Here is a 23599-nt window from a genome sequence, read left to right as displayed (position 1 = left end):
GGCTCTACGACCGGCCCCGAACGTCCAAGTATCGGATACGGGGATCATCCATCCGTTCACCGGGTGCCGCGCGCGGTGTACTTCTCGAGCTTCGGCACGTCCTTCTCGGTGACGATCGCCGGGCCGGTCAGGACGGGCTTTCCGCCGCCGATCACGTTGGCGTTGGTCCGGTAGAGCCACAGTTCGTCGACGGCGAGATAGCCCTGGAGGTAGGGCTGCTGGTCGACGGCGAAGCCGACGTCCCTGGCCTTGAGGCTCTTGACCACGGCTGCGTTCAGGTCGAAGGTGTCGACCTCTGCCCCGCTGTGCGCGTCCTGCCGGGCCTTGACGGCGAGGTCGGCGATCGGGGCGCCGAGCGCGACGACCGCGTCGATGTCCTTCGCCGCCTGGAGCTTGGCCTCGATGGACGACTGGGACGAGGGGGCGTCGGTGCCCTCGACGTTGAGGTTCTCGACGGTGCCCTTGAAGGTCTTCCGCACGCCCGCGCAGCGCTGCTCCAGGGACACGTTGCCCTGCTCGTGGATGACGCAGAGGACCTTCTTCTTGCCCCGCTTGCCGAGTTCGGTGCCGACGGCCTCACCGGCTACGGACTCGTCCTGCCCGATGTGGGTGAGCGCGCCGAACTTCTGCGAGAACTCGCCGCCGGAGTTGATCGTGACGACCGGGATCCCGGCGGCCTCCGCCTTGGCGAGTACGGCCTTCATGGCCTCGGGCTTGGCCAGGGTGACGACGATCCCGTCGACCTTCTTGTCGATCGCGGACTGGACGAGTTCCGCCTGCCCCTTGGCCTCTTTGTCGTTCGAGTAGAGGAACTGGACGTTGTCCTTGGCCGCGGCCTGTTTTGCGCCGCTCTGGACGATGTCCCAGAAGGTGTCGCCCTCGCCGGAGTGGGTGACCATCGCGATCTTCAGGCGGGGCGTGCCGGCGGCCTTGCCGCCTCCTTGGCCACCGGACCGGTCCTCGGAGGACTTGCCCCCGGAGCCGCTGCACCCGGCCGCCAGTGCGACGACCGCTATGAGAGTTGCTGCCGTGCGGGCTGTGCGGGCCGAACGGGCTGTGCGCATGGTGTGCCACCCCTCTCCGCGCCGCCGGTGTGCGGCTGGAGGGAGTTCTAGCGGTGGGTACCCGGCACCGTCAATGACTTTGTCATAACATTCTTACGGCCTGACGGGGTTGTGCGGGTACGGGAGTTTCTACGGAGTTTCTACGGCCGCACGAGAAGCTGGAACTCGAAGGAGTAGCGGGACGCCCGGTAGGTGTGCGCCCCGAACTCCACCGCCCTGCCGGTGTCGTCGAACGTCGTGCGCCGCATCGTCAGGAGCGGGGCGCCCTCGGGCTCGCCGAGCCGCTCCCCCTCCTCGGCCGTGGCCGCGCGGGCGCCGACGGACTGGCGCGCGCTGTGCAGGGTTATCCCGGCCGCGCGCATCAGCCGGTAGAGCCCCGTCGCCTCAAGGCGGTCCGTGTCGAGCGGGAGCAGCCCGGTGGGCAGGTGGTTGCAGAGATACGCGACCGGGTCGCCGTGGGTCAGCCGCAGGCGTTCGATCCGGTGCACCTCGTCGCCCTCCCCCACCCCGAGCGCGGCCGCGACCTCGGCGGACGCCGGCACGAGCACGTTGGCCAGGACGCGCGTCTCGGGCTTCTGGCCGGCCGCCTCCAGGTCGTCGTAGAGGCTGCTCAGTTCCAGTGGGCGCTTGACCTGGCTGTGCACGACCTGGGTGCCGACGCCGCGGCGGCGGACGAGGAGGCCCTTGTCGACGAGGGACTGGATGGCCTGACGGACCGTGGGCCGGGACAGGCCGAGCCGGCCCGCGAGCTCGATCTCGTTGCCCAGGAGGCTGCCGGGCGTCAGCGAGCCCCTCTCGATCGCCGCCTCCAGCTGCTGGGAGAGCTGGAAGTAGAGCGGGACCGGGCTGCTGCGATCGACGCTGAGCTGGAGCGACACGGTCGGGTCGACTACGGGTTTGGCCACGGGCCGAGCGTAGCCGCACGCCATGTTGACGGGAAGTCGTGAAGTTCGGTTGTCCGGACAAATCGTTGACAGAGGGTGTCAGGGGCGGCACCTTGACTCCATGCGCATCGGACTTATCGGAACGGGCCGTATCGGCACCTTTCACGCAGCGGTTCTGGAGCGGTACCGCGAGGTCGGCCAGCTCGTGATGACGGACGCGGACCCGGCACGGGCCGTCGCGCTCGCGGCCCGGATAGGAGCGACCGCGGCGCCCACGGTGGACGAGATCTTCACCTGGGGCGTGGACGCGGTGGTCATCACGGCGGCGACGTCCGCGCACGGCGAGCTGATCGGGCGGGCGGCGCGGGCCGGGCTCCCGGTGTTCTGCGAGAAGCCGATCGCCCTCGACCTGCCGGGCACGCTCGCGGCGCTCGACGAGGTCGACCGGGCCGGGACGGTGCTCCAACTGGGCTTCCAGCGCCGCTTCGACGCGGGCTACACGGCGGCGCGCGAGGCGGTGCGCTCGGGCCGTCTCGGCCGGCTGCACACCGTACGGGCCATGACGTCCGACCCGGCGCCGCCGCCGGCCGCGTATCTGCCGCTGTCCGGCGGGCTCTACCGGGACTGTCTGGTCCACGACTTCGACATGCTGCGCTGGGTCACCGGACGCGAGGTGACCGAGGTGTACGCGACGGGGTCCGACGCCGGGCCCGCCATGTTCCGCGAGGCCGGGGACGTCGACACGGCGGCCGCCGTCCTCACGCTTGACGACGGCACGCTGGTCACGGCGACGGCGACGCGCTGCAACGGCGCGGGCTACGACGTCCGTATGGAGCTCTCGGGCGAGCTCGACACGGTCGTCGTCGGCCTCGACGACCGCACGCCGGTCGCCTCCACGGAGCCCAAGGGCCCGCCCGCCGCGGACCGGCCCTGGCCCGGTTTCCTGGAGCGCTTCGCGCCCGCGTACGAGGCGGAGCTCGTCGCGTTCGTCGACGTGGTGCGCGGTGAACGGGAGAACCCGTGCGACGGCCGCGAGGCGCTGCACGCACTGCGGATCGCGGAGGCCTGCGAACTGTCGCGGCGCGAGCGGCGGGTGGTGCGGATGTCGGAGATCGCTGGGGGCTGAGGTTCCGGGGGGGGATGGATGGCCACGGGTGCGGGCCGACTGCGGGCCGGTGGGGGCTGGTCGCGCAGTTCCCCGCGCCCCTCAAGGCTTGCGGCTTCGCCGCGCCTTCATCGGGGAAATGCTGCGCGCAGCGCAGGCGTTTCAGGGGCGCGGGGAACTGCGCGACCAGCCTCCACCGGCGCGGCAGACCAGTACCCGGCCAACCCGAAATCGCGGTCCCGGATCAGTCGTCCAGGAGTCCCGCGTCGTGCGTCAGGAGCGCGATCTGGACGCGGTTGTTCAGGCCGAGCTTCGCGAGGATGCGGGAGACGTGCGCCTTGACGGTGGCGACACTCATGTAGAGCTCGGCGGCGATCTCCGCGTTGGCGGCGCCGCGCCCCACGGCGACGGCCACCTCGCGCTCGCGCTCCGCCAGTTCCGCGAGCCGCTCACGCGCGCGTGCCCGGCGGTCCTGGTGCGGGTCGGGGCCGGTCGCCCGCGTGATGAGCTGCCGGGTCACGCCGGGCGACAGGACGGGCGCTCCGGAGGCGACGCGGCGGACCGCCTCGACGATCTCGGCGGGCGCGGTGTCCTTGAGGACGAAGCCCGCGGCTCCGGCGCGCAGCGCCCGCAGGACCTGTTCGTCGGCGTGGAACGTGGTGAGGACGATGACCTCGGGGGCGTCGGGCCGCGCCCGCAGCGCCTCGGTCGCCGCGAGACCGTCGACGTCCGGCATGCGGATGTCCATGAGGACGACGTGGGGCCGGGTCTCGGCGACCAGGGCGGGCACCTCCGAGCCGTCGGCCGCCTCGCCGACGATCGCGAGGTCGGCCGCGCCGCCGAGCATGAACGAGAGCCCGGCGCGCACCAGCGGGTCGTCGTCCACGAGGAGCACCCTGATCGGTTCCACCGGATTCACCCAGTCCCGCCTTCGCACCGTCGTACCGCGGTCGTCGTGGCGACGATCCCTGCCGTGGCCGTCGTGGCCGTCGTCGCCGTCCCCGGGGCCCACCGTAGCGAGCCGGTGATCACGTGGTCCACGGACGCCGGGCGCCGGGACCGGGTCACGCGGGCCACGGGAGCCACGCCTCGACGGCGAAGCCTCCGTCGTCGCACGCTCCGTGGCCGAGCCGGCCGCCCGCCAGTGTGGCCCGTTCCCTGAGACCGATCAGGCCCTGGCCCGAACCGGGTACGTGCGGGACCTCGCCGGGCGGCGCCGGATTGCGGACCGAGACGGTGACCCCGTCGCCCGGCGCGCCGGCGACGAGGACGTCGACGCCGGCGCCGGGGGCGTGTTTGCGGGCGTTGGTCAGGGCCTCCTGGACGATGCGGTAGGCGGTGCGGCCGACGGACGCGGGAACGGCGTCCGGGTCGGCGATCCGGTGGTCGAGGCCGACCTTCATGCCCGCCTCGCGGGACTCGGCGACGAGGGAGTCGAGCGCGGCCAGCGTCGGCTGGGGCCGCCCCGACTCGTCGCCGTGGTCGTCGGCGCGCAGCACGCCGATGATCTCGCGCAGGTCCTGCAGCGCCTCGTGGGCGCTCTCCCGGATGACGCCCGCGGCCCTGGCGACCTCCTGCCGGGGCGCGTCGGGCCGGAACTCCAGGGCGCCCGCGTGCACGCTGAGCAGGGTGAGCCGGTGGGCCAGCACGTCGTGCATCTCGCGCGCGATGGCCTCGCGGGCGAGGCGCTGCGCCTGCTGGGCCCGCAGCCCGGCCTCGGTCTCGGCGCGCCGGGCCCGGTCCCGCAGCGACAGCAGGAGCTGACGCCGCGAGCGTACGAACATGCCCCAGCCGACCACCGTGACGGTGAGGACGGCGGTGAAGACGACGGCGAGGACGTACGGCGCGTCAGGGTCGGGACGCAGCCAGAAGAAGACGGGGATCAGCGCGACGGAAACACCGGCGACCCAGGCGACGTACCGGAACGGGCGGTGCACGGCGAGGGTGAAGAGCGCGACCAGGGAGGCACCGCCGGCGACGTTCGAGACCATGCTGACAGCCGCGAGCACGATGGCCAGGCCGAGCGGCCACCGTCTGCGCAGCCACACGACGGCGCAGGCGAGCGCGCCGAGCCACTGGTCGAGTGCGGCCAGGCTCGCGGGGGTGTTCGGGTCGTTCGTGACGGAGTCGGCGCTGAGGAGGCCGATGCCCACGGCGACGAGGAAGCAGGCGAAGTCGACGACCCAGTCGCGCAGGGTGCGGCGCCGGCGGCCGGGGCGGCCGTCCGGGTCCAGGTCCAGTTCTTCGGCGACCGCCGAGGGCAGCAGCCTGCGCCGCCACCGGTACCACTGCGCCGGCGGGGCCGGCCCTGTCCGCTCCTGAACCTCCATGGTCGACAAATCTACGCACCTGGGGCAGCGCACACCCCTTCGCGGCGGTGACCGTGGACGAAAGTCGGGGCGCCGTCTACTTCGGTCGCGGCGCCGCATACGTCGGTCGAGGCGCCGCATACGTCGGTCGGTGCGTCGCATACGTCGGTCGGTGCGCCCGGTCGGCGGGACCGTCTTCGGGCGGGTGCGCCTCGCCCCGCGGCCGATGTGCGTGGGGGGTCCGCGGGGCGAGGCTCTCACCCATGAAGAAGGTTCTGGAGTTCATCGGCGCGATCGCGCTCATTCAGGGCGTGATCGGTCTGCTGCACGAGTTCACCGGGTGGCTGAGCTGGGGCGTCATCCGGCACATCGGCTTCCTCGACGGCCACGAGGTGTACGGGAGCATCGCGCTGGTCGTGCTCGCGTTCGCCCTGTTCGCCGCTGCGGAGAGCGTCAGGAGCTGACGGCGCCCGCCCGGCCGCCGGGCGGGCTCAGCAGCCGAAGTCGACGAGGTCGAACGTCGCGTAGTGGTCGCCGGTGTAGTAGTCCTCCTTGGACTGCTCGCCGGTGACGATGCGGCGGGCGCCGCGGGTCGGGGAGCCGGGGGTGATGACGGTGTACTCGTGGTAGTAGCCGGCGGACTGTGACGGCAGGACGCCCTCCCGGTTCTGGAAGACGGTGCCGTCCTGGGAGTAGGGATAGGGGCCGCCCTGCTCGATGAGGTCGAGCGTGTCGTGGGCCTGGGACGGCAGCGCCGAGTAGCAGATGTCGCCGACGGCGGTCACGGAGTACGTGACGGGGGCCGGGGCCGCGGTCGCCTGGCCGGCGAGGACGGGTCCGCCGATGAGCAGGGCGGCGGCGAGGGCAGTGACACTGGCGATTCGTGGGGGGATTCGCATGCCCCCTAGTGTGACGCGCGTAGAGCGTGTCGTGTCAACGTCAAGTCGGCGAAGTTTTACGGAAGTTAACCCACGGGAGACACCCGCTCGGGCGTCTCGCGCGGGCGTCTCAGGCGGTGGCGCGGCGCCCCCACGCCGTGCCCGCCAGCACGAACACGGCCCCCAACAGGCCCAGCGGGCCCAGGCGTTCGCCGCCGATGGCGATGCCGGCCGCCGCGGCCCACAGCGGTTCCGTGCCGAGGAGCAGACTCACCCGGGACGGCGACGTCCTGTGGACCGCCCACATCTGTACGAAGAAGGCGAAGAGCGTGCAGAAGACGGACAGGAAGACGAGCCCCGCCCACTGCCCGGGACCGAAGGCCGCGGCCGCCTCCCACGGCGTGGCGCCCGCCCCCGGCGCCGCGCACAGGAGCGCGAACACCACGACGGCGGCGCCGAGTTGAACCGTCGTCAGCGGCAGCGCCTCCGCGCCCCGCACGGACCTGATCCGGGCCATGGCGAGGACGTGGACCGTGCGGGCGAGGGCGGCGAGCAGCATCAGGAGGTCACCGGCGGAGGGCGCCGTGATGCCGCCGCTCTGGGTGAGCAGGACGACGCCCGCCACGGAGAGAGCGGCAGCGGCGAGGAACGTCCGGGAGGGCCTGGTCCGGGTCACCGCGGCCTCGGCGAGGGGCGTGAAGATCATGGTGAGGCTGATGATCAGGCCCGCGTTCGTCGCGGACGTGTGCACGACGCCGTACGTCTCCAGGAGGAAGATCCCGCTCAGGATCAGCCCGAGGAGGCCCGCCCCTCGCCACTGCGCCACGCTCAGCCCGCGCAGCGCCGTCCACCCGGCCACGGCGAGCGCCGGCAGGACGACGGCGAACCGGAGGACGAGGACCGCGAGCACCGTCGTGTCGGTGATGATGCCCTTGGCGGCGAGATAGCTGGCTCCCCAGACGACGGCCACGAGCAGGACGGGCAGGTCGGTGAGCCAGGCACGGCGGGGCGCGGTGACGGTGACGGTGAGCGTGGCCAAGGTGCGGTCTCCGGCGGCGGGCGGCGGGCGTGGAGACGGCGGCGGCTCGCACGGGGGAGGCCCACCGTACCCAGGTCAAGATCGCCCGGACCACCGCTTTGCCCGCGCCGGACCAGCCCGGCGACCGGCGCTCACGGGGCGGCTCAGAAACTGCCGTACGGCGGCCGCTCAGAAACTGCCGTACGTAGGGCGTCCGTCGACCTCGTACGAGGTGATGACCACGCCCTTGCTCGTGAGGAGGGAGCGGCTCGGCCGGAACGCGGTCGGGACGGCGCCCTCGGGGAAGAGGCGCTTGCCGGTGCCGAGGACGACCGGGAACGTCATCAGGTGGACCGTGTCGATCAGGCCGTGGGCGAACAGCGTCCGCGCGAGCGCCCCGCTGCCGTGGATCTGGAGTTCGCCGCCGGGCCGTTCCTTGAGCGCGGTGACGTCCTTGACGACGTCCTGCGCGCCCACGATCTCCGTGCCCGCCCAGTCGGCGCTGGTCAGGGTGGTGCTGGCGACGTACTTCGGGAGGGCGTTCAGCTTGCCCGCGACCGGGTCGGCCGGGTCGGTGTGGTGGGGCCAGTACCCGGCGAAGATGTCGTAGGTGCGGCGGCCCAGGAGGAAGGCGTCGACCCGGGCGAAGTTCTCGGTCACGAAGGCGCCGAAGTCCTCGTCCGCGTACGGGAACGTCCAGCCGCCTTGCTCGAAGCCGCCGCTGGTGTCCTCCTGGGGGCCGCCCGGGGCCTGGTACACGCCGTCGAGGCTGACGAACTGGGTGAGGGTGAGCTTCATGGCACTGCCCTTCGGTGAGTGAGAGTCGCTGTGCCCCTTACGACCCCACCCTCGCCCGTAACTCATCGATGTGCTCGGGGACTGTCGTCGACGTCCGTTTGCCGCCAGCGCGGGGCCCCGCCCGTCCATTTACTTGAAGCCGTAACGACCGATGGCTTCAGGAGGACCCATGAACGGCAAGGCGGCACTCGTCACCGGTGGCAGCCGGGGGATCGGCGCGGCGACCGCGCTGCGGCTCGCCCGCGAGGGCGCGGACGTGGCGGTCACGTACGTCAGCGGCAAAGAGGCGGCCGAGGGCGTCGTGCGCCGCGTCGAGGCGATGGGCCGGCGCGGCCTAGGGCCTCTCGTTTGGATCAGGCCGGATCAGGGAGCGGGGCCTGGTGCCGTGCATCGCAAGGCGGAGGAAGGAGCCCACGCGGTGGGGGCACCTCCCAGCGGTAGCTGGGGGAGTAGGCGACTGACGACAACGCCGCGAGGTGCGGTGCCAGGCCCCGCGAGCCCGGCATGATCCAAACGAGAGGCCCTAGCCCTGCGCGCCGACTCGGCGGACGCCGGCGAGGCGGCCGGAGCGGTGGAGCGGGCGGCGGACGCGTTCGGCCGGCTCGACGTGCTGGTCAACAACGTGGGCGTCGGTGTGCTCGGGCCGCTGGAGAGCTTCACCCTCGACGACGTGGACCGCGCGCTCGCGGTGAACGTGCGCGGCGTCCTGCTCGCCTCGCAGGCGGCGGCGAGCCGGCTGTCCGACGGCGGCAGGATCGTCACGATCGGCACGTGCTTGACCCAGCGTGTGCCGGGCCCCGGCGGGACCCTCTACGCGACGAGCAAGGCGGCCCTGATCGGCCTGACGAAGGCGCTCGCGCGTGAGCTGGGCGCCCGGGGCATCACCGCGAACATCGTCCACCCGGGGCCGGTCGACACGGACATGAACCCGGCGGACGGTCCGCATGCCCAGGGGCAGACGGCGTCCCTCGCGCTTGCGCGGTTCGGCACGGCGGACGAGGTGGCGTCGATGGTCGCCTATCTGGCGGGGCCCGAGGCCGGCTACGTCACGGGTGCGGAGTTCGCGGTGGACGGCGGGCACGCGGCGTAGCGCTCTCGCGCGCGTGATGGCGCGTGATGGGGGAACGCGCGCGGGGGCGCACCGGTGCTGTCAGGTCGGTGCGCCCCCGCGCGGGACTGTGGGACGGGCGGTGTCGGCCGCCCGGCCCGCTGTTCGGACAGGCCGTGTCAGCCGCCCAGTTCCTGGTGACGGGCCGAGAGCGCCGACGTGCCCTGCTCCGTGAGGGAGCCGAAGAGGCGCAGGCGGGAGATGCCGCCGTCCGGGTAGATGTCCACGCGCGCGTGGGTGCCGACCGCCGGGGTGTCGAGGACGAAGCGGTGGTTGGTGTCGGGCTGGAGGCGGGTGCGGGGCAGGACCTCGACCCAGTTCCCGTTCTCGCCGTCCTTCACCGAAACCGACGCCCAGCCCGCCGAGTTGCCCTTGAGGTACGCGGTGTCGATCTCCAGGGCGCGGATCTGCGACTGGGCGGCCAGGCCGTAGCTGATCCAGTCGTTGCCCTGGTCGCGGCGCCGGCGGGTCTCCCAGCCGTCGTCCATCTTGCGGGAGCGGCCCGGCTGGATGGTGTTGCTCGCGGGCGAGTAGAAGAGGTTCGAGGCGTCCTCGGCGCGGCCGCCGTTCTCCAGGGCGACGACGTCGAACGTGCCGAGCGTGGCGAGCCACTTGGGGTCGGGCACGACCTCGCCGTGGACGCGCAGGCGGGCGATGCCGCCGTCGGGGTGCTGGTTGACGCGCAGGTGCGTGAAGCGCTGCTCGACGTCGACGGCGAAGCCGTTGGCCGCGTGGCCGCCGACGGCCGTGCGCGGTACGAGCGTCGTCCACTTGACGTCGTCCGAGAGCAGCTCCTCGGGCGTCGGCGCGCCTTCCACGGAGGTGGCCTCGACGGAGACGGCCTGCGGGTAGTTGCCGCGGAAGTGGGCGGTGTCGACGATGATGCCGCGGATCACGCCGGGGGCGCCCAGGCGGACGAGCGCCCAGTCGTGGTCGTCCTCGGTCGGCCAGGGGTGCCCGGCCGAGACGCCGCGGCGACGGCGGGTCTCCCAGCCGTCCATGATCTTGCCCTTGTGGCCGAAGTGCTCGGGGTCGAACTCGGCGCGCTCGGGCACGAGGAGGTTCTCGCGCTGGGCGAAGAACTCGTCGTTGGCGGCGATCACACCGGCGCCGAGCTGGCGCGCGGCGAGGTCGGCGTACTGCGTGAACGGGAAGTCCGCGGTGCGGTAGTCGGCGTACGGGTCGCCGCCGCCATAGGGGCTGGCGTCACCGGTGAAGTGGGGTATCCCAGAAGTCCCGGACATGTTTTTACTTGTTCCTTTCGAGCAGCTTGCCCTGCGGGGCGGTGAACTCGCCGTCGGCGACGATGCGTTCGCCGCGCAGCCAGGTCGACCGGACGACACCGTGCAGGGTCTTGCCGGCGTAGGCGGTGACCCGGTTGCGGTGCTGGAGCTCGGCCGGGTCGACGGTGAAGGTCGCGTCGGGCGAGAGGACCGCGAAGTCGGCGTCGCGGCCGACGGCGATGGCGCCCTTGCGGTCGTCGAGGCCCACCAGCTCGGAGGTCCGCGAGGACATCCAGCGGACCACGTCCTCCAGGGAGTAACCGCGCTTGCGGGCCTCGGTCCAGATGGCCGAGAGGCTCAGCTGGAGGCCGGAGATGCCGCCCCACGCGGTGGCGAAGTCGTCGGTCTTCAGGTCGGCGGTCGACGGCGAGTGGTCGGTGACGACGCAGTCGATCGTGCCGTCGGCGAGCGCCTGCCACAGCAGATCCTGGTTGGCGGCCTCACGGATGGGCGGGCAGCACTTGAACTCGCTGGCCCCGTCCGGCACTTCCTCCGCGGTGAGCGTGAGGTAGTGCGGGCAGGTCTCCACGGTGAGCTTGACGCCCTCGGCCTTGGCGGCGGCGATCAGCGGCAGCGCGTCGGAGGAGGACAGGTGCAGGATGTGGACGCGGGCGCCGATCCGCTTGGCGGTGTCGATGAGGCCCCTGATCGCCACGTCCTCGGAGATCCGGGGGCGGGTCGCCAGGTAGTCGTCGTACTTGGGGCCGCTGTTGCTCGGGGCGACGTCCAGCTCGTGCGGGTCCTCGGCGTGCACGATGAGCAGGCCGCCGAATCCGGCGATCTCGGCCATGGAGGCGGTGAGCTGGTCGCCGTTCAGGTGCGGGAACTCGTCCACGCCGGACGGCGAGAGGAAGCACTTGAAGCCGAAGACACCGGCGTCGTGCAGGGGCCGCAGGTCCTTGACGTTGTCGGGCAGCGCGCCGCCCCAGAAGCCGACGTCGATGTGCGCCTTGGCGGCGGCGACGTCCTGCTTGGTACGGAGGTTGGCCGTGGTCGTCGTCGGCGGCAGCGAGTTGAGCGGCATGTCGACGATCGTGGTGATGCCGCCGGCGGCCGCGGCGCGGGTGGCCGTCCAGAAGCCCTCCCACTCCGTGCGGCCCGGGTCGTTCACATGGACATGGGTGTCCACGATTCCGGGCATGAGGACGTCGTCACCGAAGTCCTCGAGCCGGGCGCCCGCCGGAATCTCCGCGTCGTGCGGCAGTACGGCGGCGATCTTTCCCCCGGACACGGCGACCGACGCGGGCCGCGTGCCTTCGGGGGTGATGACGCGGGTCGAGCGCAGCACCAGTTCGACGTCGGACACCCGAACCCCTCTCAGTAATTTCAACGTTCTGTTGAAGGAGTTTTCACTTCCGTCCAGAGTCCGTCAAGACCCGCCCTACAGGGGGTCCTCGTCCTGGACGTTTCCACAAAGTGGAATTAGAATTCCGTAAAACAGAACGTAGCTACCTACGACGGCAGCGTCAAGAGAACACGGGACCGGTCCGCAGACACCCGGACATAAGGCCCTGACCGGCCGGAACAACCCGGGACGGACCACGACCCGCCTCTTGGCCGCCGGGTAGGCTGCTGCCTTGCCCTTCCGCCCCGAAAGGAACGCGCCCGTGCCGACGTCAAGCGCCAGCACCAAGTCCTCTGGCCCTTCCGCCCCGACCGGCGGAGTCCAGTCCCTCGAGCGCGCCTTCGACCTCCTGGAGCGGATGGCCGACGCCGGGGGCGAGGTGGGTCTCAGCGAGCTCTCCGCCAGCAGCGGCCTGCCCCTGCCGACGATCCACCGCCTCATGCGCACCCTGGTCGCCTGCGGCTACGTGCGCCAGCAGCCCAACCGGCGGTACTCGCTCGGCCCCCGCCTCATCCGCCTCGGCGAGTCCGCCTCGCGCCTCCTCGGCACCTGGGCCCGGCCCTACCTGGCGCGCCTCGTCGAGGTGACCGGCGAGACCGCGAACATGGCGCTGCTCGACGGGGACGAGATCGTCTACGTCGCACAGGTGCCGTCCAAGCACTCGATGCGCATGTTCACCGAGGTGGGCCGCCGCGTCCTGCCCCACTCCACCGGTGTGGGCAAGGCCCTCCTCGCGTACACCCCGGCCGACGAGGTGCGCGCGCTGCTCGCGCGGACCGGCATGCCGGCCGCCACGGAGAAGACGATCACCACGCCCGAGGGCTTCCTCGACGCGCTCGCCGAGGTGCGCAGCGCCGGATACGCGGTCGACGACAACGAGCAGGAGATCGGTGTGCGCTGCCTCGCCGTCTCCGTGCCCAACTCCCCCACGGCCGCCGCGATCTCGATCTCGGGCCCGGCGGGCCGCGTCACCGAGGCGGCGACCGACAAGATCGTGCCGGTGCTTCAGCAGGTGGCCGTCGAACTGTCGGAGGCGCTGTCGAGCTCCGGGGTCGGCGCGTAGGGCGCACCGCCCGCCGCGTCACGGGCCGGGCCGGCCGCCGTGAGCCGCCCGTCCACCATCTCGCGCACGTCGTCGGCCACCGCGAGATGCGCCCTGTCGTGCGTGACCAGGACCGTCGCGGTGCCGCGCTCCCTGGTGAGGCGGGCCAGCAGATCGAGTACGGCCGCCCCTCGCTCGTGGTCCAGGGCGCTGGTCGGTTCGTCCACGAGCAGGACCGACGGCTCGTTCATCAGGGCCCGGGCGATGTTCACGCGCTGCCGCTGACCGCCCGACAACTGGTGGGGGCGGCGGCGCGCCTGGTCCGTGAGGCCGACCGCGGCCAGCAACTCCTCGGCCCGCTCCCGCACTTCGCGCGGCCTGTGGCCGTCCAGATGGGCCATGACCTGGAGCTGTTCCAGGGCGGTCAGGGACGGCAGCAGGTTCGGCTGCTGGAAGACGATGCCGAGACGGCGGCGCCGCAGCTCGGCGCGTTCGGCGCGGCCGATCGAGCCGGTCGGCGTACCGCCCACCGTCACGGTGCCGCTGTCGGGCGTGACCAGCGTCGCCGCGACCGCGAGCAGGCTGGACTTGCCCGAGCCCGATGGTCCGACGACCGCGGTGACCGTGCCGGCCGGGACGTGCAGCGTGACCCGGTCGAGCGCTGTGACACGGCCGTCGCCGTCCGGGTAGGTGAGGGTGATGTCGTCGAGCTGCAGGCTCATCGGGCGCTCCCGAGTGCGGTGAGGGGGTCTACGGCGGTGATGCGCCGGATGGACAGCGCGGCGCCGGCCGCGCCCAGGACGGTCATGACGACGGCCGGGCCGATCGTGGTGAGCGGCTCCATGACGAACGGCACGCTGTCCGGTACGAACGCCCCGATGAGCGCCGCGAGCACGGTCCCCAGAGCCGTACCGCCGACGAGCATGATCACGGCCTGTCCGAGCGCGTCCCTGAGCAGATAGGGCGTGGAGGAGCCGAGGGCCTTGAGGACGGCGATGTCGCCGCTGCGCTGGATCGTCCACACGGTGAAGAACGCGCCGATGACCATCGCCGAGATGACGAAGAGGAAGCCCCGCATCAGCTGGAGCGAGCCGTTCTCGGCCTGGTAGGACCCTATGGCTTCGAGCGCCCCGTCCACGGTCCGCGTCTCGGTGCCCGCGGCGCGGTCGGCGGCGGCCAGGTCGGCGCCGCCCCCGCTGCGCAGGGCGATCACGGTGGCCCGCTCGCCGGCCCGCTGGCCGCCCGGTGCCACGTGCTGCCAGTCGCCGAGGTCGATCCAGACGACGGGGGTGTGGCTGTACGAGGCGTCGCCCGCGACCGCGCTCACCCTGAGCGTCGTACCGGACAGGGAGACGCGGTCTCCGGGCCGCGCGCCCAGGTCGTCCGCGGCGCGCTGCGACAGGACGGCCGTGCCCGGCGCCGTCTCACCGGGTGCGAGCCCCGACCGGGGCCGCACGCCGAACGCGGACACGGCCGCCGTGTGGTGGCCCGCCTCGGCGTTGACCGTGCTGATCCCGATCGGCTGGGCGCTCTCGATGCCCGGCCGGCCGGCGAGCGCGCGCCACTGCCGCTCCCCGACCGACGACGCGGTGAACGACACCGACTGGCCGGCCGGGGGCCGGGCGAAGGACAGGTGGTCGGCGGGCAGCCCGGTCAGTGCCGAGGTGTTGGCCCGTGCCAGGCCGGCGGTGAGGGCGGACAACAGGCCGACGAGCAGCGTGATCAGCACGATCACGCTGCCCATCAGCGCGAAGCGCCCCTTGGCGAACCGTAGGTCTCTCCATGCGACGAACATGCTCCCCAGCCTGCGGCCGGGCCCCCGTGCCGGGCATCGCGCCACAGCACGCTTCACCCGAATCGAAGGAGGGAGCCGCCTTTCAAACTTTCGGTTGACCGCGGACCGGGATCCTCCACCTACGCTGGTGACGGTATGGATCCACGTTCCCTGACCCCCGTTCTGCGCGTCCTGCGCCTGTGCCTGCATCTGCTGATGGCCGGGCTGCTCGTGCTCGTCGCCGCCCGGGCCCTCGCCGGTCCCACGACGGGCGCGGGCGCCGTGGTGACCGCCGCCGTGGTGATGGCGGTCGTGTACGGCGCGGGCCCGGTCGTCCCCGCCGTACGGGACACCCGGGCCGGGGCCGCGCTGTGGCTCGGGGTGCTGTGCGCGGTGTGGCTGGTGCTCCTCGCCCTCTCCCCCGACGCCCTGTGGCTGGCGTTCCCGCTCTACTTCCTCCAGCTGCACCTGCTGCCCACCCGCTGGGCGCTGCCCGCCGTGGCCCTCACCGCGGGCGCCGCCATCGCCTCGTACGTACGTCATGGCCAGCCGCTCAACCCGGGGGCGTTCATAGGGCCGATCCTCGGCGCGGCCGTGGCCGTGGCGACCGTCATCGGCTACCAGACGCTGTACCGCGAGAGCGAGCGACGGCGGCGGCTCATCGAGGAGCTGATCGCGACGCGCGCCGAACTCGCCGAGGCGGAGCGCGCCGCGGGCACCCTCGCCGAGCGTGAACGCCTGGCCCGCGAGATCCACGACACGCTCGCGCAGGGCCTGTCCTCGATCCAGCTCCTGCTGCGCGCCGCCCAGCGCGCCCTGCCGGACGGGTCACCGGCCGCCCCGCACATCGAACAGGCCCGCGCGGCGGCCCAGGACAACCTGGCCGAGGCCCGCCGCTTCGTCCGCGCCCTGTCCCCGCCCGACCTGGAGAGCGGGTCCCTCGCCGCCGCCCTGGAGCGCCTTTGCGCGACGGCTCCCGGGCTCACCGCCCGCTTCACCGAGAGCGGCACCCCGGCCGAACTGCCGACGCCGTACGAGGTCGCCCTGCTGCGGATCGCGCAGTCGGCGCTCGCCAACACCGTGCGGCACGCGGGGGCGCGCCGCGCCGAGATCACCCTCAGCTTCATGGACACGGCTGTGGCGCTCGACATCGTGGACGACGGCCACGGCTTCGACCCCGCGTCCGCGCCGTCCGGCGACGGCGGGTTCGGGCTGCCCGCGATGCGCTCGCGCGCGGAGTCCCTTGGCGGCACGTTCACGGTGGAGTCGGCGCCGGGGCAGGGCACCGCGATCGCGATCACGCTGCCACTGCCACTGCCGCTGCCGGTTCCTATGGGGGGCGCCGCATGACCATCCGTCTTCTGCTCGCCGACGACCACCCTGTCGTACGGGCCGGGCTGCGCGCGGTCCTCGACGCCGAACCCGACTTCACGATCGCCGCGGAGGCCGCCACGGCGGAGCGGGCCGTGGAACTGGCCGCGGCGGGCGGGATCGACGTCGTCCTCATGGACCTCCAGTTCGGCGCCGGGATGCACGGCTCGGAGGCCACCGCGGCGATCGCGGCGCGGCCGGGGGCGCCACGCGTCCTCGTCCTGACGACGTACGACACGGACGCGGACATCCTCGCCGCCGTCGAAGCGGGCGCGGCCGGCTATCTGCTGAAGGACGCGCCGCCGGAGGAACTGGCGGCGGCGGTCCGCACGGCGGCCTCCGGCCAGTCCGCGCTCGCCCCGGCGATCGCCCACCGCCTGATGGACCGCATGCGGGCCCCGGCCGAGGCGCTCAGCCGACGCGAGCTGGAGGTCCTCCAGCTCGTCCGGGACGGCCTGTCGAACCAGCAGATCAGCAAGGAACTGTTCCTCAGCCAGGCAACGGTGAAGTCCCACCTCGTGCACATCTACGCCAAACTGGGCGTCGACTCGCGAACGGCGGCGGTGGCGACGGCGACGTCCCGCGGCCTGATGCGACGCGGCTGAGCCGGGCGCCCGGCGGCGGCCTGATGCGGCGCGGCTGAGCCGGAGATTCGGCTCAGCCAGCCGCTGAGCCGGAGGTTCGGGTTCAGCCCGCCGCCAAGCCGGAGGTTCGGGGTCAGCCCGCCGCCAAGCCGGAGGTTCGGGTTCAGCCCGCCGCCGAGCCGGGCGTTCGGGGTCAGCCCGCCGCCGACGGCCCAGCCGTAACGAAGTCGCCCGCCCTCGCCCGGCGCAATGCCCGCAATTCGTGACAGCACGGACGCCGCTGAGCCGGGCGCCCGCCGGCGGCCTGATGCGGCACCGCTGAGCCGAGGGTGCGGGTTCAGCCCGCCGCCGAGCCGGGCGTTCGGGTTCAGCCCGCCGCCGACGGCCCAGCCGTAACGAAGTCGCCCGCCCTCGCCCGGCGCAGCGCCCGCAATTCGTGACGGCTCGGACCGGGCGGTGCGGGGACCGTCAGGAGCGGGCAGGTGGCGTGTGCGGCGACGTAGCGGTGGGTTCGGCCGCGCCACAGTCTGCGGGGGTGGGCGCCGATGACGAGGAGGTCGTCCGGGCCCGTCACCGTCTCGCACAGGGCGCGGCCGGGCCGGGCCCTGACCACGCGGCGCAGTACGTCCATGTCCGTCGGCGGCCCGCCGAGCGCCTCGTCGAACGCCCGGTCCAGGGCCGCGCGGGCCTCGCCGTACCAGTGACGGGCCCACTCCGGATCAGGGCGCCGGGCGTACAGGCCCTCGCCCTCCGGCGGCTCCCACGCGGCGACGGCGACGAGGACCCGGCCGGAGCGGCGGGCCTCCTCGGCGGCCGCGCGCAGCGCCGCGAGCCCGCCGAGCGAGTCACTCACCCCGACGACGACCTGACCGGTCACCTCTCCCCCACGCCCGGCCGGCGCCGCCGTCCCCCACTCCCCGTTCACGACTTCCTCCCCCTGCGCCGCGTCCCCCGCACCAGCGCCCGCACCCAGGCGCCGACCGGTCGCGGGCCGCGCTGTTCCGCGCGGCGCTGCATCTCCCGTTCGAAACGGTCCGTGACACAGCCCGCCTCGTACCCCTCCATGGCATGCCTCCTCCGCCGCTCTCCAGGCCAAACCGCCCGAAAGCTCTGCTCCTGCGTCGAGTCTGTACGCTGATTGGCCTGGACAGCAGGGCCAATAACGGAGAGTTGGCATGGCAGGCAATCGAGTGGTCCACGCCTTGAACACCCTGAGCGCGGACAGCATGAACAGATCCCTGGGGAGCCGGCGTCTCGCGGACCTGCTGACCGGGACCGCCGGGGACCGGCCCGGCTACCGGGCGCTCGCCCAGGGCGTGCGCACCCTGCTGCTCGACGGCCGCATCCCGCTGCACACCCGCCTGCCCGCCGAGCGCGAGCTGGCCACCGCACTCGGGGTCAGCCGGGCCACGGTCACCGCGGCCTACGACCTGCTGCGCGAGGGCGGCTACGCCCGCAGCAGGCGCGGCGCCGGCACCTGGACCGAACTCCCCGAGGGGCAGCGGCCGGCCAACGTGGCCGTGTTCCCCGCGGGCGACGACGTGATCGACCTCGCCGTCGCGGCGCCGGGCGCGCCGGCGGCGGAACTCGCCGACGCGCTCGCCGCCGCGGGCCCGCTGCTCGCCCGCCACGCGTCGACGCCGGGCTACCACCCGTACGGCCTTCCCGAGCTGCGGGCCGCGGTCGCGGAGCGGTTCACGCGGCGCGGCCTGCCGACGCTCCCCGAGCAGATCCTCATCACGTCGGGCGCCCAGCAGGCCGTGTCCCTCACCCTGGGGCTCCTCGCCCGGGCCGGTGACCGCGTCCTGATCGAGAACCCGTCGTACCCGAACGCCCTGGACGCGCTGCGCAGGGGCGGGATGCGGGCCACGCCGGTGCCCGTCACGGACGGCGGCTGGGACACCGACCTCTTCGAGTCGGCACTGCGGCAGACCGCGCCGCGGCTCGCCTATCTGATCCCGGACTTCCAGAACCCGACCGGACGCCTCATGCCGCGCGAGCAGCGGGTGCGGCTTCTCGACGCGGCGCGGGCGACCGGGACCTGGCTGGTCGTGGACGAGACGGTGGCCGACATCGCGCTCGACGTGCCGGCGCCCGCCCCGTTCGCCTCCCTCGCGACGCACGGCGCGGGCGAACAGGTCGTCACCGTGGGCTCGTTGAGCAAGACGCACTGGGGCGGCCTGCGCATCGGCTGGGTCAGGGCCGGGTCACGGCTGATCACGGAGCTGGCGACGGCGCGGGTGCCCGTCGACATGTCGGGTTCCGTGCTCGACCAGCTGGTCGCGCTGCGGCTGCTGGACCGGATGGACGAGGTCCTGCGTGAGCGGCTGCCCCGGCTGCGGGCCCAGCGGGACGCGCTCGCCGAGGATCTGGCACGTGAAATGCCGGAGTGGCGCTGGCAGTTGCCGCCGGGCGGCCTGTCGCTGTGGATCGACCTGGGCCGCCCGATCGCCTCGGCGCTCGCGCGGGCGGCGCTGCGGCACGGGGTGCGCATCGAGGGCGGCTCCCGCTTCGGCGCGGACCCCGGGACGCACGAACACCGGCTCCGCTTCCCGTACACGCAGTCGCCGGAGATCGCCCGGGAGGCGGTACGGCGACTCGCCGAGACGCTCACGAACGGCCTCGGCCCGACGGCCGAGGACTCGGGACGCCCCCACTGGGTGGCGTGACAGCCCATCAAGTCCCGCACGAAGCATGCAGGGTGACGACGCCCACCTCCAGGGGCGCGGTGACCTACACACCTTCAGGGGCGCGGGGAACTGCGCGCTCAGCCACAGACCACCCGCACTCGCCCTCAAGGGGCGCGGGGAACTGCGCAAAAGAAACCCCGGCCCCCCCCACACCCCCGGTCACCGCTCAACCCACGGCACGCACCGCGCAGCGTCACCGCGGAGGCGGCCCGCCGAAAAGCTCCACCGCGTTCCGCACGTCACCGAGCCCCTTCGCCAGCGCGCTGACCGAGCCGATCGCGCCCGCGACGACCAGCAGGGAGCGGCGCAGCCGCGGGACCTCGGGAAGACCGCCGGCGGCCATCGCGTCCAGGGCGGCGAGTTCGTCCTCGGCGACGGCCCGATCGGGGAACTCGGCCGGATGAGCGGCCAGTTCACGCCGCAGCCGGGACACCGCGGTGCGCAACTCCGTCACCCGCGGATCCTCTTCGCTGCCGGCCACCAGCTTCTGCCCCACGCTCCGCAACACAGCTCTCCCCCCTCGCACACCTTTGTGCGACGGCTCCCGTGCGCGTTCCGCACGTCGCACGCTTTCCACCGCCCCCGCCGGGGCGTTGGTCGGACGCGCCTCAGTGGGGTCGCGGGCCAGTAAACGCCACTTTCTGCCACGCCCGCCACTCCGCCGACGGAATTCCGGCCGCACGAGTGTCTTCGGCGCTCGGCGCGGGGGCCGCAGGGGCCGCCGGGTGAGGTATCCAGGCTGCATGACACACATGACGGATGACCATCCGGTGACGGGACTGCTGCTCGCGGCGGGGGGCGGCCGGCGCCTCGGCGGGCGGCCGAAGGCCCTCCTGACGCACCGCGGCCGCCCCCTGGTCGAGCACGCGGTGGCGGTGCTGCGCGCGGGCGGCTGCGAGCGCGTCCACGTCGTACTCGGCGCGGCGGCGGACGACGTACGGGCACGGGCGGACCTCGCGGGGTGCGTGCTCGTGGAGAACCCGGCGTGGGAGGAGGGGATGGGGTCGTCGCTGCGGGCGGGCCTCGGTTCGCTCGCCGGGACGGGGGCGTCGGCCGCGCTCGTCCTCCTTGTGGACCAACCGGGGATCGGGGCCGCGGCGGTGGCCCGCGTCCGGGCGGCGTACCGCTCGGCGGGGTCGCTCGCGGCGGCCGCGTACGAGGGAGAGCGGGGGCATCCGGTGCTGTTCGGGGCCGATCACTGGGCGGGGATCGTGGCGAGCGCGGCCGGGGACCGCGGGGCGCGCGCGTACCTGAAGGAGCACGCGTCGGCGCTCACGCTCGTGGAGTGCGGCGATGTGGCCGATGACTACGACATCGACACGGAGGCGGACCTGGAGCACCTTGAGTGAGGGGGAGCGAGGGGAGGGTGAACGCGGCGTGAGGGGCCTGGCACCGAGCGCCACGTTATGTCGACCCGGAGAATCTCGACATCAACAGACCCTTGAACTTCCACGATAAGGAAACTAATATCCACTGTTCAGAAGGGCCGGTTCCCCGCGTGGGGTCCGTAGTCGTATCCCGGCGCCCACGGCACTCGGTGCCGTCCGCGCCCGTTCGCTGAAGGAAGTGACAGCTCATGTCCACACCAGCGCCGTCCCCGCTGGCCATCGTCGACGCAGAGCCCCTGCCCAGGCAGGAAGAGGTGCTCACGGACGCGGCCCTCGCCTTCGTGGCCGAGCTGCACCGGCTGTTCACGCCCCGGCGTGACGAGCTCCTCACCCGCCGCGCGGAGCGTCGCGCCGAGATCGCCCGCACCTCCACGCTCGACTTCCTCCCGGAGACCGCTCATATCCGCGAGGACACCACCTGGCGCGTCGCGCCCGCCCCGGCCGCGCTGAACGACCGCCGCGTCGAGATCACCGGCCCCACCGACCGCAAGATGACGATCAACGCCCTCAACTCCGGCGCCAAGGTCTGGCTCGCCGACTTCGAGGACGCCTCGGCCCCCACCTGGGAGAACGTCGTCCTGGGCCAGGTCAACCTGATCGACGCCTACACCCGCAGCATCGACTTCACCGACGAGCGCACCGGCAAGTCGTACGCCCTCAAGGGCAACGACGAGCTCGCGACCGTCGTGATGCGCCCCCGCGGCTGGCACCTCGAGGAGCGCCACCTCCAGGACGAGACGGGCCGTCCCGTCCCCGGCGCGCTCGTCGACTTCGGCCTGTACTTCTTCCACAACGCCAAGCGCCTCATCGAGCTCGGCAAGGGCCCGTACTTCTACCTCCCGAAGACGGAGTCGCACCTGGAGGCGCGCCTCTGGAACGAGATCTTCGTCTTCGCGCAGGACTACGTCGGCGTTCCGCAGGGCACCGTCCGCGCGACCGTCCTGATCGAGACGATCACGGCCGCGTACGAGATGGACGAGATCCTCTACGAGCTGCGCGACCACGCGAGCGGCCTGAACGCCGGGCGCTGGGACTACCTGTTCTCCATCGTCAAGAACTTCCGTGACGGCGGCGCCAAGTTCGTCCTGCCGGACCGCAACCTGGTCACGATGACGGCCCCGTTCATGCGCGCGTACACCGAGCTGCTCGTGCGTACCTGCCACAAGCGCGGCGCGCACGCGATCGGCGGCATGGCCGCGTTCATCCCGTCGCGCCGCGACGCCGAGGTCAACAAGGTCGCCTTCGAGAAGGTCAAGAACGACAAGGACCGCGAGGCCGGTGACGGCTTCGACGGGTCGTGGGTCGCCCACCCCGACCTGGTCCCGATCGCGATGGCGTCCTTCGACGCGGTCCTCGGCGACAAGCCGAACCAGAAGGAGCGCCTGCGCGAGGACGTGTCCGTCGCGCCCGGCGACCTGATCGCGATCGACTCCCTCGACGCCAAGCCCACCTACGACGGCCTGGTCAACGCCGTCCAGGTCGGCATCCGCTACATCGAGGCCTGGCTGCGCGGCCTCGGCGCCGTCGCCATCTTCAACCTGATGGAGGACGCGGCCACCGCCGAGATCTCCCGCTCGCAGATCTGGCAGTGGATCAACGCCGGCGTCGTGTTCGAGCACGACGGCAAGGCCGTGACCGCGACCGCGGAGCTGGCCCGCGAGGTCGCGGCCCAGGAGCTCGCGGCCATCCGCGCCGAGGTCGGCGAGGAGGCCTTCGCGGCCGGCAAGTGGCAGCAGGCCCACGACCTGCTCCTCCAGGTCTCCCTGGACGCGGACTACGCGGACTTCCTGACGCTGCCCGCGTACGAGCAGCTGCGCTGAGCGACCCGCACCCTTGGCCCCCGGCACCGCACAGCGCCGGGGGCCTTTGCGTTGCGTCGCCGGCTGCGGCCCGGTGGGGGCTGGTCGCGCAGTTCCCCGCGCCCCTGAAATGCAGACACTACATGCCGCATTTCCCCGATGAAGGCGCGGCGAAGCCGCATGCCTTCAAGGGGCGCGGGGAACTGCGCGACCAGCCCCCACCGGGCCGTCAGCCGAGGTGGACCGACCAGTCCTGCTCCGCGCCGGGCTTGCCGTGCAGGTCCGGCACCCGCTTCAGCCAGGCCGGCCGGCCCTTCTCCGTATCGGCAGCCCGCCGCGCGTCCGCCGCGGCCAGCTGGGCGCGCGACGGGAAGTCCGTGGGCAGCCAGGCGGCGGAGCTGCGTGCGCGGGCCGCGAGATAGGCCACGTACGCCTCACGGACCTCGTCCGGCCCGCCGAACCCCGGCTCGTCGGCCAGCCACGCGTCGGGGACGAGGGCGACGACCTCGCGCAGCATCGCCTCCGTGACGAGCGGCGCGAGCTCCGCGTCGGCCGCGGCCGTGTCCGGGCCGTAGGCGCCGAGGGCGTGATGGCGGAAGTCGTACGCCTTGTCGGGCGCGGACCCGTCCCAGCGGTGATGGAAGACCAGGGCCGCGCCGTGGTCGATCAGCCACAGCTTCGGCTCCTGGATGCCGAACGTGGGCCAGATCATCAGGTTCGAGCTATGGACCGTGCGGTCCACGTTGACCGTGAGGGCGTCGAGCCACACGATCTTGCCGGCCTCCAGCGGGTCCACCGTGAACGCCTCGGCGACCTCGGGCGTGAAGTCCTTCGCGCCCGGCAGGAAGTCCATGCCGAGGTTGAGCCCGTCGCTCGCGCGCAGCAGGTCCTGGACCTCCTGGTGCGGCTCGTGCGCGGCCACCTCGGGGTCGAAGTGGACCCGGACCAGCTCGGGGAAGCGCAGGCCGAGCCGACGGGCCAGCTCACCGACGACGATCTCGGCGACGAGGGCCTTGCGTCCCTGCGCGGAGCCGGTGAACTTCACGACATAGGTCCCCAGGTCGTCGGCCTCGACGATCCCGGGCACGGAGCCGCCGGTTCGCAGGGGGGTCAGATACCGGACAGCCGTCACTTCTCGCAGCACACCCGCCAGCGTAAC

Annotated in this window: 23 protein-coding genes and 2 pseudogenes; 10 read left to right on the top strand and 15 right to left on the bottom strand. The window is 72.8% G+C overall.

All coding sequences use genetic code 11. From position 1 onward, the window contains the following. Positions 1-56: 56 nt before the first annotated feature. Positions 57-1064: a sugar ABC transporter substrate-binding protein gene (locus EOT10_RS02075; protein WP_127826273.1), complete on the bottom strand. Its 1008-nt coding sequence runs from the start codon at positions 1062-1064 to the stop codon at positions 57-59. Positions 1065-1204: 140 nt separating this feature from the next. After that, positions 1205-1942: a GntR family transcriptional regulator gene (locus EOT10_RS02070; protein WP_127826714.1), complete on the bottom strand. Its 738-nt coding sequence runs from the start codon at positions 1940-1942 to the stop codon at positions 1205-1207. 127 nt (positions 1943-2069) lie between these two features. On the opposite strand from EOT10_RS02070, the gene EOT10_RS02065 reads away from it, so the two are divergent. Continuing rightward, on the top strand, positions 2070-3074 hold the full coding sequence (locus EOT10_RS02065; protein ID WP_127826272.1) for a Gfo/Idh/MocA family protein: 1005 nt from the start codon (positions 2070-2072) through the stop codon (positions 3072-3074). A gap of 223 nt (positions 3075-3297) precedes the next feature. Here the strand turns inward: EOT10_RS02065 and EOT10_RS02060 are convergent, their stop codons facing one another. Continuing rightward, the gene (locus EOT10_RS02060) at positions 3298-3963 is read right to left on the bottom strand and encodes a response regulator transcription factor (RefSeq protein WP_223280708.1); all 666 of its coding nucleotides are present in this window, start codon (positions 3961-3963) and stop codon (positions 3298-3300) included. 154 nt (positions 3964-4117) lie between these two features. Beyond that, a complete protein-coding gene (locus EOT10_RS02055) occupies positions 4118-5383 on the bottom strand; it encodes a sensor histidine kinase (RefSeq protein WP_189490981.1) in 1266 nt (421 codons plus the stop codon). 242 nt (positions 5384-5625) lie between these two features. Between EOT10_RS02055 and EOT10_RS02050 the strand changes: the two genes are divergently transcribed. Beyond that, on the top strand, positions 5626-5826 hold the full coding sequence (locus tag EOT10_RS02050) for a hypothetical protein (RefSeq protein WP_127826270.1): 201 nt from the start codon (positions 5626-5628) through the stop codon (positions 5824-5826). Between the two features lie 27 nt (positions 5827-5853). On the opposite strand, the gene EOT10_RS02045 is transcribed toward EOT10_RS02050, so the two are convergent. The 3 genes from EOT10_RS02045 to EOT10_RS02035 all read right to left on the bottom strand — a co-directional run bounded on the left by EOT10_RS02045 (position 5854) and on the right by EOT10_RS02035 (position 8056). Next, positions 5854-6261, bottom strand: coding sequence for a guanyl-specific ribonuclease (locus EOT10_RS02045; RefSeq protein ID WP_127826269.1), 408 nt, complete (start codon positions 6259-6261; stop codon positions 5854-5856). 109 nt (positions 6262-6370) lie between these two features. After that, positions 6371-7279, bottom strand: coding sequence for a DMT family transporter (locus tag EOT10_RS02040; RefSeq protein ID WP_127826268.1), 909 nt, complete (start codon positions 7277-7279; stop codon positions 6371-6373). Between the two features lie 168 nt (positions 7280-7447). After that, complete coding sequence (locus EOT10_RS02035; RefSeq protein WP_127826267.1) at positions 7448-8056, bottom strand: dihydrofolate reductase family protein; 609 nt, start codon at positions 8054-8056, stop codon at positions 7448-7450. A gap of 151 nt (positions 8057-8207) precedes the next feature. Between EOT10_RS02035 and EOT10_RS02030 the strand changes: the two are divergent. Together EOT10_RS02030 and EOT10_RS02025 are read left to right on the top strand one after the other, a co-directional pair. Next, a pseudogene (locus EOT10_RS02030) lies at positions 8208-8387 on the top strand (SDR family NAD(P)-dependent oxidoreductase); the annotation flags it as partial. Positions 8388-8570: 183 nt separating this feature from the next. Beyond that, positions 8571-9146, top strand: a pseudogene (locus tag EOT10_RS02025) (SDR family oxidoreductase); the annotation flags it as partial. Positions 9147-9283: 137 nt separating this feature from the next. Here the strand turns inward: EOT10_RS02025 and alc are convergent. Further along, positions 9284-10408, bottom strand: a complete 1125-nt coding sequence (gene alc / locus EOT10_RS02020) for an allantoicase (protein WP_127826265.1) — start codon at positions 10406-10408, stop codon at positions 9284-9286. A gap of 4 nt (positions 10409-10412) precedes the next feature. Then, a complete protein-coding gene (gene allB / locus EOT10_RS02015) occupies positions 10413-11753 on the bottom strand; it encodes an allantoinase AllB (RefSeq protein ID WP_127826264.1) in 1341 nt (446 codons plus the stop codon). A 301-nt stretch (positions 11754-12054) separates the two neighbouring features. Between allB and EOT10_RS02010 the strand changes: the two genes are divergently transcribed. After that, positions 12055-12855 carry an IclR family transcriptional regulator gene (locus tag EOT10_RS02010; protein ID WP_127826263.1) on the top strand — a complete coding sequence of 267 codons (801 nt, stop codon included), beginning with the start codon at positions 12055-12057 and terminating at the stop codon, positions 12853-12855. Here the strand turns inward: EOT10_RS02010 and EOT10_RS02005 are convergent. Together EOT10_RS02005 and EOT10_RS02000 are read right to left on the bottom strand one after the other, a co-directional pair. Beyond that, positions 12798-13556, bottom strand: coding sequence for an ABC transporter ATP-binding protein (locus tag EOT10_RS02005; RefSeq protein ID WP_127826262.1), 759 nt, complete (start codon positions 13554-13556; stop codon positions 12798-12800). The two genes, EOT10_RS02010 and EOT10_RS02005, sit on opposite strands and share 58 nt — an antisense overlap. After that, positions 13553-14629, bottom strand: a complete 1077-nt coding sequence (locus tag EOT10_RS02000; RefSeq protein ID WP_127826261.1) for an ABC transporter permease — start codon at positions 14627-14629, stop codon at positions 13553-13555. Before EOT10_RS02000 ends, EOT10_RS02005 begins: the two co-directional genes overlap by 4 nt. A gap of 135 nt (positions 14630-14764) precedes the next feature. Between EOT10_RS02000 and EOT10_RS01995 the strand changes: the two genes are divergently transcribed. Then, on the top strand, positions 14765-15958 hold the full coding sequence (locus EOT10_RS01995; protein ID WP_127826260.1) for a sensor histidine kinase: 1194 nt from the start codon (positions 14765-14767) through the stop codon (positions 15956-15958). Continuing rightward, positions 15955-16584 (top strand): response regulator, encoded by a 630-nt coding sequence (locus tag EOT10_RS01990; RefSeq protein ID WP_127826259.1) that lies wholly within the window; start codon positions 15955-15957, stop codon positions 16582-16584. The genes EOT10_RS01995 and EOT10_RS01990 overlap by 4 nt, the downstream gene beginning before the upstream one ends. Before the next feature lie 346 nt (positions 16585-16930). Here the strand turns inward: EOT10_RS01990 and EOT10_RS01985 are convergent, their stop codons facing one another. Further along, positions 16931-17488: a universal stress protein gene (locus EOT10_RS01985; protein ID WP_223280707.1), complete on the bottom strand. Its 558-nt coding sequence runs from the start codon at positions 17486-17488 to the stop codon at positions 16931-16933. Further along, positions 17485-17628 carry a hypothetical protein gene (locus EOT10_RS41640; RefSeq protein ID WP_223280706.1) on the bottom strand — a complete coding sequence of 48 codons (144 nt, stop codon included), beginning with the start codon at positions 17626-17628 and terminating at the stop codon, positions 17485-17487. Before EOT10_RS41640 ends, EOT10_RS01985 begins: the two co-directional genes overlap by 4 nt. Before the next feature lie 110 nt (positions 17629-17738). On the opposite strand from EOT10_RS41640, the gene yczR reads away from it, so the two are divergent. Continuing rightward, positions 17739-19232, top strand: coding sequence for a MocR-like transcription factor YczR (gene yczR / locus EOT10_RS01980; RefSeq protein ID WP_127826257.1), 1494 nt, complete (start codon positions 17739-17741; stop codon positions 19230-19232). Positions 19233-19446: 214 nt separating this feature from the next. Here the strand turns inward: yczR and EOT10_RS01975 are convergent, their stop codons facing one another. Then, positions 19447-19761, bottom strand: a complete 315-nt coding sequence (locus EOT10_RS01975; protein WP_127826256.1) for a DUF5955 family protein — start codon at positions 19759-19761, stop codon at positions 19447-19449. A 244-nt stretch (positions 19762-20005) separates the two neighbouring features. On the opposite strand from EOT10_RS01975, the gene EOT10_RS01970 reads away from it, so the two are divergent. Together EOT10_RS01970 and aceB are read left to right on the top strand one after the other, a co-directional pair. Beyond that, entirely contained in the window at positions 20006-20602 is a 597-nt protein-coding gene (locus EOT10_RS01970) for a nucleotidyltransferase family protein (RefSeq protein ID WP_127826255.1), read from the top strand. A gap of 227 nt (positions 20603-20829) precedes the next feature. Then, positions 20830-22461 (top strand): malate synthase A, encoded by a 1632-nt coding sequence (aceB, locus tag EOT10_RS01965; RefSeq protein ID WP_127826254.1) that lies wholly within the window; start codon positions 20830-20832, stop codon positions 22459-22461. A gap of 208 nt (positions 22462-22669) precedes the next feature. Here aceB and EOT10_RS01960 read toward each other — a convergent pair whose 3' ends face one another. Further along, positions 22670-23584: a HipA family kinase gene (locus tag EOT10_RS01960; RefSeq protein WP_127826253.1), complete on the bottom strand. Its 915-nt coding sequence runs from the start codon at positions 23582-23584 to the stop codon at positions 22670-22672. Positions 23585-23599: the final 15 nt, after the last annotated feature.

This window comes from Streptomyces antnestii, assembly GCF_004005495.1.
Classification (GTDB): domain Bacteria; phylum Actinomycetota; class Actinomycetes; order Streptomycetales; family Streptomycetaceae; genus Streptomyces; species Streptomyces antnestii.
Note: the sequence above shows the minus strand (reverse complement) of the source record. Positions and strands in the feature narration are given on the sequence as shown.